This window comes from Achromobacter sp. 10T422 (assembly GCF_056394065.1).
In genome coordinates this window covers 543,474-558,622 of record NZ_JBFTHD010000001.1, presented here as the reverse complement: position 1 = coordinate 558,622, position 15,149 = coordinate 543,474, and the positions used below count along the sequence as shown (strand labels likewise).

The 15,149-nt window shown below is 62.4% G+C and carries 16 protein-coding genes; 6 read left to right on the top strand and 10 right to left on the bottom strand.

All coding sequences use genetic code 11. The features are described from left to right. Window positions 1-72: 72 nt before the first annotated feature. From AC1DB0_RS02290 to AC1DB0_RS02265, 6 genes are read right to left on the bottom strand one after another with little or no spacing between them, the layout of a single operon-like run. Window positions 73-1,089, bottom strand: coding sequence for an ABC transporter ATP-binding protein (locus AC1DB0_RS02290; protein WP_476756681.1), 1,017 nt, complete (start codon window positions 1,087-1,089; stop codon window positions 73-75). Continuing rightward, on the bottom strand, window positions 1,086-2,096 hold the full coding sequence (locus AC1DB0_RS02285) for an ABC transporter ATP-binding protein (protein WP_183013570.1): 1,011 nt from the start codon (window positions 2,094-2,096) through the stop codon (window positions 1,086-1,088). The genes AC1DB0_RS02290 and AC1DB0_RS02285 overlap by 4 nt, the downstream gene beginning before the upstream one ends. After that, window positions 2,093-3,010 (bottom strand): ABC transporter permease, encoded by a 918-nt coding sequence (locus tag AC1DB0_RS02280; protein WP_054425430.1) that lies wholly within the window; start codon window positions 3,008-3,010, stop codon window positions 2,093-2,095. The genes AC1DB0_RS02285 and AC1DB0_RS02280 overlap by 4 nt, the downstream gene beginning before the upstream one ends. Continuing rightward, a complete protein-coding gene (locus AC1DB0_RS02275) occupies window positions 3,007-3,981 on the bottom strand; it encodes an ABC transporter permease (protein ID WP_476758585.1) in 975 nt (324 codons plus the stop codon). Before AC1DB0_RS02275 ends, AC1DB0_RS02280 begins: the two co-directional genes overlap by 4 nt. After that, window positions 3,978-5,465, bottom strand: a complete 1,488-nt coding sequence (locus tag AC1DB0_RS02270) for a SidA/IucD/PvdA family monooxygenase (RefSeq protein WP_476756682.1) — start codon at window positions 5,463-5,465, stop codon at window positions 3,978-3,980. Before AC1DB0_RS02270 ends, AC1DB0_RS02275 begins: the two co-directional genes overlap by 4 nt. After that, window positions 5,462-6,439, bottom strand: coding sequence for a LysR family transcriptional regulator (locus AC1DB0_RS02265; protein WP_054425435.1), 978 nt, complete (start codon window positions 6,437-6,439; stop codon window positions 5,462-5,464). Before AC1DB0_RS02265 ends, AC1DB0_RS02270 begins: the two co-directional genes overlap by 4 nt. 527 nt (window positions 6,440-6,966) lie before the next feature. Here AC1DB0_RS02265 and AC1DB0_RS02260 point away from each other — a divergent pair. After that, on the top strand, window positions 6,967-7,578 hold the full coding sequence (locus tag AC1DB0_RS02260) for a ferritin-like domain-containing protein (protein ID WP_054425438.1): 612 nt from the start codon (window positions 6,967-6,969) through the stop codon (window positions 7,576-7,578). A 440-nt stretch (window positions 7,579-8,018) separates the two neighbouring features. On the opposite strand, the gene AC1DB0_RS02255 is transcribed toward AC1DB0_RS02260, so the two are convergent. Then, window positions 8,019-8,189 carry a hypothetical protein gene (locus tag AC1DB0_RS02255; RefSeq protein ID WP_156336765.1) on the bottom strand — a complete coding sequence of 57 codons (171 nt, stop codon included), beginning with the start codon at window positions 8,187-8,189 and terminating at the stop codon, window positions 8,019-8,021. A 205-nt stretch (window positions 8,190-8,394) separates the two neighbouring features. On the opposite strand from AC1DB0_RS02255, the gene AC1DB0_RS02250 reads away from it, so the two are divergent. Together AC1DB0_RS02250 and AC1DB0_RS02245 are read left to right on the top strand one after the other, a co-directional pair. Continuing rightward, window positions 8,395-8,829 carry a CopG family transcriptional regulator gene (locus AC1DB0_RS02250; RefSeq protein ID WP_428980458.1) on the top strand — a complete coding sequence of 145 codons (435 nt, stop codon included), beginning with the start codon at window positions 8,395-8,397 and terminating at the stop codon, window positions 8,827-8,829. Between the two features lie 28 nt (window positions 8,830-8,857). Further along, complete coding sequence (locus AC1DB0_RS02245; protein ID WP_476758584.1) at window positions 8,858-10,066, top strand: extracellular catalytic domain type 1 short-chain-length polyhydroxyalkanoate depolymerase; 1,209 nt, start codon at window positions 8,858-8,860, stop codon at window positions 10,064-10,066. Window positions 10,067-10,096: 30 nt separating this feature from the next. On the opposite strand, the gene AC1DB0_RS02240 is transcribed toward AC1DB0_RS02245, so the two are convergent. Next, window positions 10,097-10,825, bottom strand: a complete 729-nt coding sequence (locus AC1DB0_RS02240) for a carbonic anhydrase (protein WP_476756684.1) — start codon at window positions 10,823-10,825, stop codon at window positions 10,097-10,099. A 198-nt stretch (window positions 10,826-11,023) separates the two neighbouring features. On the opposite strand from AC1DB0_RS02240, the gene fdx reads away from it, so the two are divergent. Together fdx and AC1DB0_RS02230 are read left to right on the top strand one after the other, a co-directional pair. Then, window positions 11,024-11,362 carry an ISC system 2Fe-2S type ferredoxin gene (fdx, locus tag AC1DB0_RS02235; RefSeq protein ID WP_427949194.1) on the top strand — a complete coding sequence of 113 codons (339 nt, stop codon included), beginning with the start codon at window positions 11,024-11,026 and terminating at the stop codon, window positions 11,360-11,362. Between the two features lie 650 nt (window positions 11,363-12,012). After that, window positions 12,013-12,240: a hypothetical protein gene (locus tag AC1DB0_RS02230; RefSeq protein ID WP_346550294.1), complete on the top strand. Its 228-nt coding sequence runs from the start codon at window positions 12,013-12,015 to the stop codon at window positions 12,238-12,240. 141 nt (window positions 12,241-12,381) lie between these two features. Here AC1DB0_RS02230 and AC1DB0_RS02225 read toward each other — a convergent pair whose 3' ends face one another. Together AC1DB0_RS02225 and AC1DB0_RS02220 are read right to left on the bottom strand one after the other, a co-directional pair. Then, window positions 12,382-12,918: a hypothetical protein gene (locus AC1DB0_RS02225; RefSeq protein WP_476756685.1), complete on the bottom strand. Its 537-nt coding sequence runs from the start codon at window positions 12,916-12,918 to the stop codon at window positions 12,382-12,384. A 42-nt stretch (window positions 12,919-12,960) separates the two neighbouring features. Next, on the bottom strand, window positions 12,961-13,716 hold the full coding sequence (locus AC1DB0_RS02220) for a response regulator (protein ID WP_476756686.1): 756 nt from the start codon (window positions 13,714-13,716) through the stop codon (window positions 12,961-12,963). A 617-nt stretch (window positions 13,717-14,333) separates the two neighbouring features. Between AC1DB0_RS02220 and AC1DB0_RS02215 the strand changes: the two genes are divergently transcribed. Further along, complete coding sequence (locus tag AC1DB0_RS02215) at window positions 14,334-15,140, top strand: SapC family protein (RefSeq protein WP_054425450.1); 807 nt, start codon at window positions 14,334-14,336, stop codon at window positions 15,138-15,140. The last annotated feature ends 9 nt before the right edge of the window (window positions 15,141-15,149 follow it).

Genomic DNA, 15,149 nt, shown 5'->3' with positions numbered 1-15,149 from the left:
AGTTAAGTGTTCCGAAGGCTGCGCTGTCGTTAAGGCCACTACAGGCATTCAGGACAACGCGGCCAATTAGGTTCAGGCCATGTCGTTCAAATGACAGGCGCTTAAATGGTTGATGGCGATTCCCTTCAACGTGGGAACTTCGGTCTTGCAGCGCGGCATCGCATGCGGACATCGCGGATGAAAATGGCAGCCGCCTGGCGGGTTCAGCGGGCTGGGAATCTCGCCTTTGATCGCGGTAAAGACCTTGTGGCGCGACTTCAGGCTGGGAATTTCCGCCAGCAGCGCTTGCGTGTACGGGTGGTTGGGGCGCTGGAACACTTCGTCCACGGTGGCCGTTTCCACGACGCGGCCCAGGTACATGATGACGACGCGGTCAGACAGGTGTTCCACCACGCCCAGGTCATGGCTGATGAACAGATACGTCAGGTTCAGTTCTTCGCGCAGGTCCATGAACAGGTTCAGGATTTGCGCTTGAATGGATACGTCCAGCGCGGCCACGGCTTCGTCGCACACCAGCATGGACGGCTGCACGGCCAGCGCGCGGGCAATGCCGATGCGCTGGCGCTGGCCGCCGCTGAATTGGTGCGGATAGCGTTGGCGCAGTGCAGGGTCGAGCCCCGCGCGTTCGAGCTGGGCGCTGACGTAGTCGTCAAAGTCGCCATTGCCGACCAGGCCATGGATGCGGGCCGCTTCGCCCACGATCTCGTCCACGCGCAGGCGCGGGTTAAGGCTGGCGTAGGGGTCCTGGAAAATCATTTGCACGGTCAGGCGCGCGGCGTGGGCTTCGGCCGACGTCATGTCCGACGGGCGCACGCCGTTGATGCGCACTTCACCGCCCGATGGCGTCAACAAGCCCGCGGCGATGCGGCCCAGCGTGGATTTGCCGCAGCCGGATTCGCCCACCAGGCCGACGACTTCGCCGGGGTTCACGATCAGGTCCACGTTGTCGACCGCGCGCGTAATGGCGGGCGGCTTGGACAAGCCCATGCGCTGCATGGCGCGGCCGGCTGCGCCGACCTTTCTTTCGCCAAAGCGCTTGCTGACTTGAGAAAGGTCAATCAGCGGAGTGGGGGCGGCGGATACAGTCATGCCGTCACCTCGTTGTGGATCTGGATAGTCGGATGGAAGCAGCGCACGTCGTGTTCGGGCAGGGCTTGAGTGATGCCGGGTTGCTGGCCACAGGCGGCGGTGGCGCGCGAGCAGCGCGCGGAAAACGCACAGCCGGCGGGCAGGTGCAGCAGGTTGGGCGTCATGCCGGGAATCTGGCGCAGGCGCTGGCCCCGCAGGTTGTTGCTGGGCAGGCTGTCGATCAGGCCCACTGTGTAGGGGTGCTGCGGGCGGTCAAGCACGTCGTCGACCTTGCCGTGTTCAACGATGCGGCCGGCGTACATCACGGCCACGTCATCGGCCAAGCCGGCCACCACGGACAGATCATGCGTAATCCAGATCAGGCTCGTGCCGTGCTGCTGCGCGAGCTTTTGCACTTCAGACAGAATCTGCGCCTGGATGGTGACGTCCAGCGCGGTGGTGGGTTCGTCGGCAATGATCAGGTCAGGGCGATGCAGCATGGCGATGGCAATGGCCACGCGCTGGCGCATGCCGCCAGACAACTGATGCGGGTAGGCCAGCAAACGTTCTTCGGGGCTGGGAATGCCCATCATGCCCAGCGTGTCGCGCGCCAGCGTGCGGGCTTCGCGCTTGCTCATCTTGTTATGCGCGCGCACCGTTTCGATCATCTGCACATCCACCCGCAAGACGGGGTTCAGCGTCATCATCGGATCTTGAAAGATCATGGCGATGCGGTTGCCTTGCAGGCGGCGCAGTTCGCGCGGGGCCAGCTTGGTCAGGTCGCGGCCTTGAAACAGCACTTCGCCGCCCACGATGCGGCCCGGCGCGTCGACCAGACCCATGATGGAAAAGCCCGTCACGGATTTGCCCGAGCCGGATTCACCGACCAGGCCCAGGATCTTGCCGCGCTCCAGCGTGAACGACACGTCGTCGACGGCGGGCAGCACGCCCGCGCGGGTATGGAAGTGCGTGCGCAGGTTGCGCACTTCAAGCGTGGCCGGCGCGCCGGTAGCGGTGCGGTCGGTCATTTGTGAGTCCTTGGGTTCAGCACGTCGCGCAGGCGGTCGCCCACCAAGTTGATGGCGACGATGGTGATCAGCAGCGCGATGCCGGGGTAGAAGCTGATCCAGTATTCACCGGACAGCATGTATTGAAAGCCGTTGGAAATCAGCAGGCCCAGCGACGGTTCGGTCACGGGCACGCCCAGGCCCAGAAAGCTCAACGTGGCCTCCAGCGTGATGGCGCGCGCAATCTGCAAGGTGCCAATGACGATCAGCGGCGGCAGGCAGTTGGGCAGGATGTGCTTCAACATGATCCGCCAGTTGGGAATGTCCAGGCAGCGGGCGGCTTCAACGTATTCACGGCGGCGTTCCACCAGGGCTTGGCCGCGTGCGGTGCGGGCGTAATAGGCCCATTCCAGAATCACCAGCGTCAGCACCACGTTGCCCACGCCTTTGCCCAGATAGGCCAGGATCATCATGGCAACCAGGATCGACGGGAACGACAGGATCAAGTCGACCAGGCGCATGATGAACGCATCAACCTTGCCGCCTGCGTAGGCGGCAAGCAAGCCCAGCAGCGTGCCAACGATGCCGGCAATCACAGCCGAGCCCACGCCCACCATCAAGCTGATGCGCAGGCCATACAGAATGCCKGACAGCAGATCGCGCCCTTGGCCGTCGGTGCCCAGCCAGTAGTGGAAGGTGTCCAGGCCATTCATGGAACCCGGCGGCATGCGGGAGTCCAGCACGTCGATTTGCAGCAGGTCGTACGGGTTCTGCGGCGAGATCCACGGCGCGAAAATGGCGGCCAGGATCAGCAGGGTGGCTACGGCCAGGCCGAACACCGCCGTCTTGGACGACATGAATTCGGTCAGGTTGCGGCGCCAGGGCGATTCGCGGCGCAGGGCGGGAACCTTCTCAGGGGTTGCAGTGGTGCTCATGCCGAGCCCTCCAGCCGTACCCGGGGGTCCAGCACTTTATAAAGAATGTCGACGATCAGGTTCAGCGTCACGAACAGGCACACGACCACAATCAGGTAGGCCACGATCACGGGGCGGTCCAGCGCGTTCAGGCTATCCAGGATCAGCTTGCCGGCGCCGGGCCACGAGAAAATGCTTTCCGTGATGACGGCGAACGCAATGGTCGAACCCAGTTCCAGGCCCAGCACGGTCACCAGCGGGATCATCGTGTTGCGCAGCACGTGCACACAGACCACGCGAAACGGCGACAAGCCTTTGGCGCGGGCGAACTTCACGAAGTCCAGCGGCATCACGTCGCGCACGCCGGCGCGCGTCAGGCGGATAACGAGCGAAATTTTGAACAGCGACAGGTTCAGCGCGGGCAAGATCAAATGGCGCCAGCCGTCGGCAGTCAACCACGACCACTGAAAGCCCAGGAATTCCACCGTTTGCCCCCGGCCGCTGGCGGGCAGCCAGCCGAGTGACACGCTGAACGTCATGATCAGCATCAGCGCCACCCAGAACGTGGGCAGCGAGAAGCCGACGATGCTGCCGGCCATGATCATTTTGGAAAAGCGGCTGTCGGGGTACAGGCCGGCAATCAAGCCCAGCGGCAGGCCGATGATGACGGCCAGGCCCAGGGCGCTGATCGCCAGTTCAAGCGTGGCGGGCAGGCGCTGGATGACGAGTTCAATGGCGGGAATGTTGTAGACGAAGCTGTTGCCCAGGTTGCCGTGCAGCGCCCCGTTTAGAAAGCCCAGGTATTGCTGCCACAGCGGTTTGTCCAGGCCAAGCTCCGCAATGATGCGGGCGCGGTCGACCTGGTCTACGTCCTGGCCGATCRGGATGTCAACGGGGTTGCCGATGGCGTGCAGGCCCACGAAGACGATCAGCGTCATCAGGAACACCACCACCGCCGCTTGCGCGACACGGCGTATCAACCAACCGGTCATTGCGCGGTCTCCGCTTGCGAGGCCGGGGTGGCGACTGCCGCAGGCGGCGGGGCGGGCGTCCACTCATCGCCGAACACTTCCGGTTCGGAAAACGCTTCCATGTTGGCGTAGTACGTTTCGACGTCTTCGCGGTAGAACAGGCCGGCGATGCCTTGCGCCAAGCGCTTGGCGCCGTCGCTGATGGCGGGGATGTCGCCCGAGATCGTGCCTTGCGTCAGCGCGGCGGGGTAGGAAAAACAGTGCACGCGGTCCAGACCCGGGCAGGCGCCGGGGACTTTTTCTTGCAGCTCGAAGACGGCGCCCAGGTCGGGCGAGTCATGCAGTTCCTGGTCTTCTTCGCCGGGGGGCGGGGTGAAGCGATCGCCCCAGTTGCGCACGTGAGGCGCCAGCGGCGCGAATTCCGGGCGCACGGTCCAGTCGATACGAAAGCCCGTGGAGAAGATCAGGAAGTCCAGGACGAACACGCCTTTGGGCGTGGTGACGTGGATGTCGTCGCCCACCATTGCCAGGTCTTGCACGCCACAGCCCAGGTTGAAGCGGGCGTTCGGGAAGCGCGACACGCGCAAGGTGCTGCCGCGCGGGGGCGGCACTTGGGCGGCGTTGATGTAGTGGCGGATCTTCCACTTCCATTCGTCGGGCAGCGTCAGGTGGCCGTGGGTCAGGCCGGGGTTGCCCGCGCCTTTGCCTTTGTTTACGCGGGGGATGTCGTTACGGCGGATCAGCAGGTCGACGCTGGCTGCGTCGGCTTCCAGTGCCGTGCCTGCGCTGTCCATGGCGGACGCGCCCGCGCCCACGACGCCAACGCGCTTGCCGGACAGCGTGGCGTAGTCCATCACGTCGGACGAATGCGCCCAGCGGTCACGCGGCAATTGCTTTGCAAAGTCAGGCACATACGCGCCGCCCAAGCCATCGCGGCCGGTGGCCAGCACAACACGGCGGGCCAGCACGGTGTTGCGGCCAGCGGGCGATTCCACGTCTAGCTGCACCAAACGGTCGGCACGCGGCTGCACCGACAACACGCGGTGTTCATTGCGCACGTCCAGGTTCAGCACGCGGCGATACCAGCGCAGGTAGTCCATCCATTGCAGGCGCGGAATCTTGTCCAGCGCGTCCCATTCCGCCGAGCCGAATTGCGCTTCGAACCAGGCGCGGAACGTCAGCGCCGGCAAGCCCAGGGCAGGGCCGGTCAATTGCTTAGGCGAACGCAGCGTTTCCATGCGGGCCGTTGTGGCCCACGGGCCTTCATAGCCTTCGGGCGCTTGATCGAAGATCGGCGCGGTAATGCCCAGATGCGTCAACGACGCCGCCGCAGCCAAGCCGGCCATGCCGCCGCCAATGATGACGACGTCCAGCACTTGCTGGCCGTCCACGAGCCGGGGCGCGACCCAGCTCTTGGCGGGAATTTCCAGCCAGGACAAGTCTTGCCGCAGGCGCGCTTCCAGCGCGGCTAAGCCTTGCGGCGGGGTGGCGATGGGCTGATTCATAGTGCGGGGGTTTCCAAAACAGGGGCGTCATCACCGTAGATCGACTGCAACAGCGCCGAATGCTCGCAGGCGTCGTGCAGCACAAAGCCGGGCAGCAGGGCGGCGGCGGCATCGGCCAGCGCGTCGGCCATGGCCTGGCAGGCCGGCGTCAGGGGTTGCGACTGCGGGGTGATGACCCCAAAGAAAAAAGGGATGTCCAAGTCGATGGGCCGGATCGCCACGCCCGGCATCGGGACGCCGTAAGCGGTGATCGGTTCCAGCACCGACACACCCAGGCCAGCGCGTACGGCGGCCAGAGCGTTGACGGACGAATTGGTTTCGATGGTGCCGGGCGCATTGCCGTCGGGGGCGAGCGCTGCGTCCAAGCGGCGGCGCAAGCGGTAGGGGTTGGCCATGGTGATCAAACGGCGCCCGGCCAGGGCCGACACCGGCACCACGTCCAGGGCGGCCAGCGCATCGTCTTCGGGCAATGCAGCTACACAGGCGGCCTGCCCGATCCAATGCACGGTCAAACCACGGTGTTCCAACGGCAGGCTCGTTGCGCCCAATTGCGCCGCGCCGGTCAGTACCGCGTGCACCACGCGTTCAGGCGACGCGCTGCGCACTTGAATGCGGACCGCGCCGGCTTGGGTTTCGATGCGCTTCAATGCGTCGGGCAGCAAGCCCGCCGCCAAAGCAGACGTTGCAGCCAGCAGCAGCGGCTTGGCCTGGCCGCGCGCAATCTCTTCGGCGCGCCCGCGTATCTGCTGCAAGCTGGCCAACGCGCGTTCTACGTCGTCATACAGCAGGAAGCCCTGTTCGGTGGGCGTGACCCGCGGGCCACTGCGCGCGAACAAGGCGTAGCCAATCTCGGCTTCCAGTTCCTGAAGCAAGCGGCTGATGGCCGGTTGCGAGCGGCCAAGCACACGCCCGGCAGCGGTGACGCTGCCGGTGGACATAACGGCCGCGAAGGCCTCGAGTTGGCGAAGTTCCATCTGTCTTGCTTTATGCTCAGAGCGAATTCTTGCCCAGCAAGTATGCGCGCTGCAAATAGTTAAAAGGCATAAGCAAATACCCTAATTGGGGATTTCCTCATGCCTTTTCATAACTGCGCGTTATTTCAATGACTTAGGGCGATGGCGTTTGGGAGCGCTTCTTGCGATGCCCTTGTGCGGCTATGTGGCCGAACAAGGTGAAGCCCATGAATACCCCCCTTCCCAACGCGCCAACCGAGCCGACAAGCACCGAGGAGTCCAAGAAGTTGGATATCCCCGAGGACGCGGCTGAAGAACCCTTTCCTCCGGACGGAGACGAAGAGCCCTTCCCCCCGGACGGAGACGAAGAGCCCGGCGAGTCAGATGAGTTGGACCCGGAGGAGCCGGTAGGCACTCCCGCGTCCAATCAGCCTGCGCCGTAGTTGACCCTTCTGCAGTTGCTCCCCCGCAGTTGACCTTCCCAACATTGACCTTCAAATGCGGCCCCGCTGTGGGGCCGCATGACTTCACGATCTCAAGAGGACCTTATGGCTACCAACAAAAGCGGTGACATGGCACGCATCCATGATTTGCTTTATCAGGCGCTGGAAACGGAGCTGGGCGGCATCAACGTCTATACCGCAGCGCTTTCCTGTGCCACGAATGAAGACTTGGCGAAAGAGTGGCAGAGCTATCTCGACGAAACCAAGACGCATCGGCAGGTACTCCTTACCGTGTTTGAAGAACTCGGCCTTGACCCTGATAAGCGGGTACCCAGCCGCGAAGTGGTCAAGCACCATGGTGATTCACTGGTGAAGGCCATCGCGCTGGCGAAGTCGAAGGGCGACGCGGTGGCGGCGCAGGTGGCCGCTGCGGAATGCGTCGTCTTGGCCGAAACGAAAGACCATCAGAATTGGGAGTTGATTGGCCTGGTCGCTGACAAGCTGAAGGGCAAAGAGGCCAAAGTCTTGAAGAAGGCCCACGAAGCGGTCGAGCAAGACGAGGACCATCACCTGTATCACACGATGGGCTGGACGCGGGAATTGTGGATCGAAGCGCTGGGCTTTCCTGCCGTTTTGCCGCCGCCAGAGGAAGTGAAGAAAGTCGAGACGGCGATTGGCGCAGCACGCGCCGAACAGGCGCGGGACACGATGCTGTGACGTGCTAGCGCACGCGTTATGTGTTCAGGCTGGCCCCGGTGCGGGGCCATTTTTTCGTTGTTGGCCGGGTGGCTGATAGGGCACGAACCCGCCTGAAGCATGGGTTACGGCTCGTCCCAATCGGCGTGCAGGCGCGGCCCATGGCCATGGCCGTTGATGACGGAATCTCGGTCGTCGTCTCGCCCGGCCGACCGCGGCGTTGCGGCGGCGCCTGTGGGCGACTCGCTCCAGCGCGGTGGTGTGGGTTTTGGGGTGGCCGCGGGTTCAACGCGATGGGCTTCAGGCCGATGCATCTCTTTAAGAACCGTATGCCGGGGCCCTGAATTGCTGGAGTGCTTCATGATGATCTCCTCTGCCGAGTAGGCGGGTGATCTGACCTGCGGGTGCCGTAACGGGGAACAAGGGCTAGCTTCAGTCCCGTCCCGGGCGACGGGCCGGACTTAGGTCTTGTCGCCTTGCAAGGCGCTTGCTTTGCTGGCGTCGACCTGAGCCTGTTTTTGTGCAGCATCATCCTTGGTCGCGACCTTCGCTTCCTGTGGCTTGCCGGGAGGCTGGGTTTTGTCCGGATGAGCGCCCGTAGCGTTAGCCCCAAAGCGTGTTGGGAATGTCATAGTGCGCACCTTTGATGTTGTGGTGATGTCGACCTTTAAGGTCGCGGTGACGGTTTGCCACCTACCCACAGTACGTCTTAAAAATCTGATCCCCTACGGATCAATTGAAACAGGCAATCTTGATTTCGGCCCTGGGTCCCCGGGGCAGTGGCCGAATAGATCTATCAAGTTGAAACATCCATATGCCATCCACTTGGATGGTTTTATGATCCGTTTCATGCCTCCACGTCCCCCCCGCCTCGCTTCCGCTCCCAAGCCTTCCGACGAAAAGATCACGATCAACCTGGGTTATGTCGACCTGGGTCAAATTGATCTGCTGGTTCAGGAAGGCTTCTACGCCAATCGGACCGATCTGATCCGCACCGCGATCCGCAACCAGCTTGCCACCCATGGTGAAGCGGTGCGGCAGGCGGTCAGCCGGAAAACGTTGGTGCTGGGTATTCAGCACTACACCGCCCAGGATCTGCTGGCGGTTCAGGCCGCCGGTGAAATGCTTCAGATTCGGATTTTGGGTCTGGCGACCATTGCGCCGGACGTGACGCCCGAGCTGGCGCTGGCCACGATTGAATCCGTGACGGTGTTGGGGGCGCTGCACGCAAGCGCCGCCGTCAAGGCCGCCCTGCGTCAGCGCATTCGCTGACAGTCCTAGCCGCTTTAAAGGTCACACCATGCACCCTGAATTTCAGCAGCTCATGAGCCAAGCCACCCGGCTTACCCGTTCCGGCAATCTGGCTGCGGCAACGGCCGCCATTCAAGCCGCGTTGCTTGGCGTGCAGCCAACGGCCACCGCCGCGCAGCCGCGATTCGATGATGCCGACGTCATCGACGTCGAAGCCTGGGAAGTTCCGGAATCCAAGCCCGTTGTCGAACCCGTTTCTGAAGCGCCCTCGCAGCCCGCTTCAAAGCACACTTCGCAGCCGGCCCCACAGCCCGCTTCGACGCGCACCTCGCAGCCAGCCTCACAGCCCGCTTCGCCGTCCACCCCCGAGCCCAAGTTCAAGTCCCCCTCGCAGCCCGCTTCCCAACCAGATGTTTTCCTCTCCTTCGCCTTTCGCAACGCCGCCGGCCAGCGCAGCTACAAGCTCTACGTGCCGCCTGGCGCGGGCGATCAGCCCCGGCCGCTGGTGGTGATGCTGCACGGCTGCACTCAAGACGCCGATGATTTCGCCGCCGGCACCGCCATGAACGACGCCGCGCGAGCGCAGGGCTTCTATGTGCTGTATCCGGTGCAGCCGCGTGAGGTGAATCCGCAGAAATGCTGGAACTGGTTCAAGCACAACCACCAGCAGGCGGGCAAAGGCGAACCGTCGATTCTGGCGGACATGACGCGCCACATCATTGCCGAACACAACATCGATACGCGCCGCGTCTACGTGGCTGGCCTGTCGGCGGGCGGGGYGATGGCCGCGATTCTGGCTAGCACTTATCCGAAGCTGTATGCGGCGGCGGGCGTGCATTCCGGGCTGGCGGCGGGAGCCGCCAAGGATCTGCCGGGCGCATTGGCCGCCATGAAAGGAATGGGCGCCGGGCCGGCGGCGGCGTCGCCTAATGCGGTGCCGACCATCGTCTTTCACGGCGATCGCGATACCACCGTGCACCCCAGCAACGCGGACGCGGTTGTCGCCGCAAGCGCAGGGGCCAGCGCCCGCGCCGAAAGCCAACGCGTCGCCAGCGCGAACCACGGGCGCGACAGCACCAAGCGCGTGTACCGGAATGCGGCGGGCGACGTGGTTGCGGAATATTGGGTGGTGCATGGAGCCGGCCACGCCTGGGCCGGCGGTTCCGCGCGCGGTTCCTATACAGACGGCAGCGGCCCGAATGCGACCCAAGAGATGCTGCGATTCTTCTTCGAACACCCCTTGGCCGCCAAGCACTAAGGCGCGTTGCGGCTTTCCCGCGCCGCGCGATCAGACCAACGTGACTTTACCCGTGGCCAGGTCGTAGACGCCGCCCGCCACCATCAGCTTTTTCTGCTGAACCATGCCTTGCAGCACCGGCTGCGCCGTTTGCAATCGCTGGACGGCCTGGCGGACGTTTTCAGCGATGGCGGCGGTCAGCAGGTTTTTGGGGTCGCCCTTGCTGGCGCGTTCCACCGCGGGCTTGATGGCGTTGACCAGTTCGGGCAGGTGGCCAGGCAGTTCGGCATTCTCTTTCAGCACCTTTATCGTGGCGTCGACCGCGCCACAGTTGTTGTGGCCCAGAACCAGGATCAATGGCACGTTCAGAACTTTGGTGGCGTATTCAAAACTGGCCAGGCCGTCGTCATTGACGAAGTTGCCCGCCACGCGAACGATGAATACGTCGCCCGGATTCTGGTCAAACGCCAACTCCGGCGCCACCCGGGAATCGGAACAGCTCAAAATTGCGGCAATCGGCTTTTGCGTCTTGACGCGAGCGGCACGGCCCGCTGAAAAGTCTCGAACGTTGGGCTTGTTGGCGGCGTACCGCGCGTTGCCGGCCATCAAGCGCTTCAAGGCGGCGTCACCGCCAATATCGTTGGACGGGACTTCGGCGTGGGCGGCTTCAAGCCAGCCCGTGGCTCCGATGGTGGCAATCCCAGCAGCAGCGCCCAGTAGCAGGCGGCGGCGGGGATTTTCAGGGGTGGAGAGGGAAAGACAGTTGGCGCAATCGCACATAGGGTTCTCCCAAAGGACGAGATGTCCAGAGAATTCGTGCGCGATTATTGTGCGGCGATAACAGTGTTTCGGCGCAGTAACCCGTGTGGACTTCACAATTGTTTTACGCGGCGGCCGCTTGACCTTGCCAACGTGGGCATCTTTAGGCTCGGGGTCTTGGTTTGGATCTTCCAAGACAGACACACAAGGCCGCCCGATATGCCAAAAATCACCGTTCTTCCTCATCCCGATCTTGCGCCCGCCGGCGCAGTACTCGACGTGTCCGCAGGCACGTCCCTTTGCGATGCGTTGCTGGATCACGGCATCGACATTGAACACGCGTGCGAAAAAAGCCGCGCCTGCACCACGTGCCACTGCATTGTGCGCAGCGGCTTCGATGCCCTCAATGACGTGGAAGAGGGCGAAGAAGACCTGCTGGACCGTGCCTGGGGCGTCGAACCGCAGTCGCGCCTAAGTTGCCAGGCCATCGTCGGCGAACAAGACCTGACGGTCGACATCCCCAAGTACACGGTCAATCATGCAAAGGAAAACCACTGACGCGAATGCGGCGATGGCGGTCAGCGCAATGGCAAAACCGCCCATGATGCGTACTGGCCGAAGTTCGCAAACTATGGACGTTTGTGTGCAACCGCCACGGCGACGGCGCCATCTGGCAACCGGTACTTTCCATCGCCCAGCCAAATCACTTGTTCACCCGATTCCAACGTGCAGACATAGCGATGTTCTGGCGACGCGTCTGCGCTTCGAATAATGACCAGGCGACGTTCAACGCGTACGGTCGATCGGTCCGGCAGTTTGACAATTACGTCAGACAGTCGTGAGCCTGAGGCCATGACAATATCCTCCCTAAAATCGCCATTCCGCATCGGGCCGGATGTTGTTATGCCAGCGGATGGCGGTTTCTCCCTTGGCGCTTTTATTGATAGCACTGAAGGCGGGGAGGGGAATATCGCCCGTGTGGTTGAATGCCGCCTGCTATCACTGATTCATGACAGACGTGCGCGCCGCAACAGGTGAAGGGCTTGTTTTCGAACCCTTACATCGCTGTTACGACTGCGCAGATAGGATTCCTATATTCGAAAATTGGAGTCCATCATGAATAACGAAAAGCCGACCCCTGAACCGAACAAGCGCCGCTGGCCTTTCGGCTACGGCGACCAAGAATCGTCACGCTAACGGAGTCAGCCATGGATTGCTCAGTGGAAGGAAAGGTCGCTTTTGCGGACGGGCATTCGTACCACTTCGCGACGGTGGATGCCGCGCTGGCGTTTGCGGAATGCGTGAAAAGCTCGCAGCAACCCGGCCAGTGTGCGGCGGCAAACGGCTGTACGCAGACGGTCAAGCTGCAAGAGGTGAAGACCGAGGCGGAAGAGAAAGAGGAAGCGGAAAAGGCCGAGGAAAGGTCTAGGGGATAAGGGCTTCTGACCAATAATCCGCTGTCCCGATCGCCCTATATATAGAGCGCCGTAGCCCAGTAGCCCCCTCAGCCCGATAGCCTCCCAGCCCGATAGTCCGACACGGCAGCCCGCTACACCGTTGCCCGACACGACAGCCCGCTACGCGGTTGCCCGCGCCGCATCGCCATCGGTCGGGCGCGTATTGCCGGGCTTGCCGTAGAACCAGATCGAGCAGAGAAAGGCGCTGAACACGCCGGCCGGGCCGCCGATGGCCAACGAGCCGTTGAGCTCTTCCCATGAAAACTCGCGGCTCGTGAACCCTTGCACAAAGCCCACGCCGAAAACGCCGCCTACGAGCGCAATCTTGGCGTATGACCACCACGTGGTTCGAGCGGGCCGCAAGGCGCCTGCCACGACGCCGCATAACAATGCAGGCACGGCGCCAAACATATAAAACCAGGGCAAGCCGAAGATCAGCATCATCAGATTTTTCGGCGCCATCGCGATGGCGCTGATGGTGATGGTGACTGCGGCGCCGCCGATGGCTGGCGCGAACAAGGCAAACATGATGGCGCCGGCCAGGACGTCGCTGCCAATGCGGCGCGGCGTATCGCCCGGCGCACGTTGGGCATAGCGGTAAGCCACGAAAGCCAGGGCGGCCAGAGTCAGGATGCAAACAGTGATGAGTAAACGCATGGCGCCATTCTGTCATAAACCCCTGGCGCGCAAGACCCGCCGCTACATCGGTTTGCCCAACAGGCCGCCGCGCCGCGCCACCAGCGTCGCTTGCGTTCGATTGGGCACGCCAAGCGTGGCCAGAATCACGGAGATATGCGCCTTGACGGTCTTCTCCGTCACGCCCAGCTGCTCGGAGATGTCGCGGTTGCGTATGCCGTCGCACATCAGGCGCAACACCTCAATCTGACGCGGCGTTAATTCGCTGAGCAGGGCGGCTTCATCGGGCCGTTCAACCGGGGGCGATGGAGGCGACATACCGGGCTGCACAGCCGGCGTCACTCCGGGCGTCACTCCGGGCAGCACGCCGGGCGACACACCGGGCGTCACACCGCGCAGCACACCGGGCGACCCCAGCACGCGTTGCGCGTCAGGCTGGCCGTCAGGCAGGTAGGGCAGGTCGATTTGTTCAAGGGCCGAGAGCAGCATCTGGCTGCTCGCCGATTTGTGCAGGAAGGCGCGGGCGCCGGCGGTCATCGCGCAGCGTCGGTCGTGCGCATCTTCAGAGGCCGACAACACCAGGATGCGCACGCCTGGCCGCACTTGCCGCAGCCGCTTCAAAAGGGCCGTGCCGCCTATGTCAGGCAGGTAGTAATCCATGATGACGCGGCTGATATCAGCGCGCGATTCAAGAACGGCCAGCGCTTCAGCGCCGCTTGCGGCGGGGCAGATATCCAGCGAAGGCGCCATGTGTCCGATCGTCATCATGAGTCCCTCACGGAACATGGTGTGATCTTCGATCATCAGCACTGCGGTCACGGGAAGTCTCCGGAAAGCGGGCCGCGTCAGCCAATTGGCCGAGTCGGAGTAGGGATGKAAGGGGAATCCGGCACCGATGCAAGAGCCCGCGTAGCGCGGATCGGCCGTGACACAGTCGGAAATAACTTAACAAAGCCTGACGTGCCGGTCAACGAAATATCCAGCCGCCGTGGCGTCGGATTGTGTTGCGTCCTAGGACTAAGGTCCAATGCGGCCCCTATTCATTCCGGTTAATTTTCGGCGTCAACGCAAGGATTCAGTTACCAGGGAAGTGGTAACTGAATATTTTTTGCGGTGAGGATAGCGTCGGGTGAGGACGGCCCGGTTATTCAATTTCTGTCCATTTATCCCGAAAAGCTCCGAGCCGTTTTTGACGTGATATGAAATATATCGGTTTATGTCTGGACTTGCCTGCATTAGCCGGCAGGTTCGTGTTCTGCATAGGGAAAATGCCCAATTTCAGGTATGGACGAAATTTGACAAAACCCGTCTAATTCTTGCGGTTGTTCACCCTTATGACGTATGGATTTTTCGGAAAAACTTCGTGCTGAAGTTGCGCATAATCCTTGCCGAAAACGTGGACAAAGTAACAAACACCGGGTAAGGAGAATTTAATAATGTCAGCAACTGTGTTTTACGAGCGGGCTGTTGCGCTGGACCGTGCGGCGCACCAAAACACCAAAATCCAAATCCAGCCGGACCACTATGCGTTTGCGCACGACACGAATGCGCTGCCCATTGCGGCCAGCGAATTCGCCGATGCCGGCCGTCATTACCCCATCGTTTTCGTCGGTGACGAAGCCGGTAACTTCCACGTTGCCGTGCTGCTGGGCCTGGAAGACAAGTCCAACCTGTTCGTGACCGAGCAGGGCACCTGGAGGCCCGACACCTACGTGCCGGCCTTTGCCCGCCGTTACCCCTTCGTGTTGGGCACGACGTCCGAAGCCGACCGCCTGGCCGTCTGCATTGATGAGTCCTACCCTGGCATCAACAGCGCTGACGGCGTGGCCTTGTTTGAAGACGGCAAGGAAACGGGCTACCTGACGCAGATGATGGAATTCCTGCGCGTGTTCCAGGGCGAAATGGAACTGACCAAGAACATGGCCAAGCGCTTGAACGAGCTGGGCTTGTTGTCGGCCAAGACGATCACGATTTCGCAAGCCGATGGCGACCGCTACCTGAGCGGCTTCTGGGTGGTGGACGAGCAGAAGTTTGCCGGCATCGACGACGCGCGCGTGGTCGAGCTTCAGCGTTCGGGCATCCTGCGCTTGATCGAACTGCACCGCGCATCGCTGGGCAACATCCAGCGCCTGGCCATGCAGTTGGACGAGCAGCGCCGCCTGAAGGCGCAGCAGCAAAAGGACGTGGCGTCCAGCACTGACGCCGCGCCCGCTGACACGGCGTCCGCCGAGTCCGCGGCCTGACAGCGCCAC

Coding starts and splice junctions, on each gene's coding strand:
- AC1DB0_RS02290 (WP_476756681.1), bottom strand. CDS start 1,089: ATGACTGTATCCGCCGCCCCCACTCCGCTGATTGACCTTTCTCAAGTC.
- AC1DB0_RS02285 (WP_183013570.1), bottom strand. CDS start 2,096: ATGACCGACCGCACCGCTACCGGCGCGCCGGCCACGCTTGAAGTGCGC.
- AC1DB0_RS02270 (WP_476756682.1), bottom strand. CDS start 5,465: ATGAATCAGCCCATCGCCACCCCGCCGCAAGGCTTAGCCGCGCTGGAA.
- AC1DB0_RS02265 (WP_054425435.1), bottom strand. CDS start 6,439: ATGGAACTTCGCCAACTCGAGGCCTTCGCGGCCGTTATGTCCACCGGC.
- AC1DB0_RS02260 (WP_054425438.1), top strand. CDS start 6,967: ATGGCTACCAACAAAAGCGGTGACATGGCACGCATCCATGATTTGCTT.
- AC1DB0_RS02255 (WP_156336765.1), bottom strand. CDS start 8,189: ATGACATTCCCAACACGCTTTGGGGCTAACGCTACGGGCGCTCATCCG.
- AC1DB0_RS02250 (WP_428980458.1), top strand. CDS start 8,395: ATGATCCGTTTCATGCCTCCACGTCCCCCCCGCCTCGCTTCCGCTCCC.
- AC1DB0_RS02240 (WP_476756684.1), bottom strand. CDS start 10,825: ATGTGCGATTGCGCCAACTGTCTTTCCCTCTCCACCCCTGAAAATCCC.
- fdx (WP_427949194.1), top strand. CDS start 11,024: ATGCCAAAAATCACCGTTCTTCCTCATCCCGATCTTGCGCCCGCCGGC.
- AC1DB0_RS02230 (WP_346550294.1), top strand. CDS start 12,013: ATGGATTGCTCAGTGGAAGGAAAGGTCGCTTTTGCGGACGGGCATTCG.
- AC1DB0_RS02225 (WP_476756685.1), bottom strand. CDS start 12,918: ATGCGTTTACTCATCACTGTTTGCATCCTGACTCTGGCCGCCCTGGCT.
- AC1DB0_RS02215 (WP_054425450.1), top strand. CDS start 14,334: ATGTCAGCAACTGTGTTTTACGAGCGGGCTGTTGCGCTGGACCGTGCG.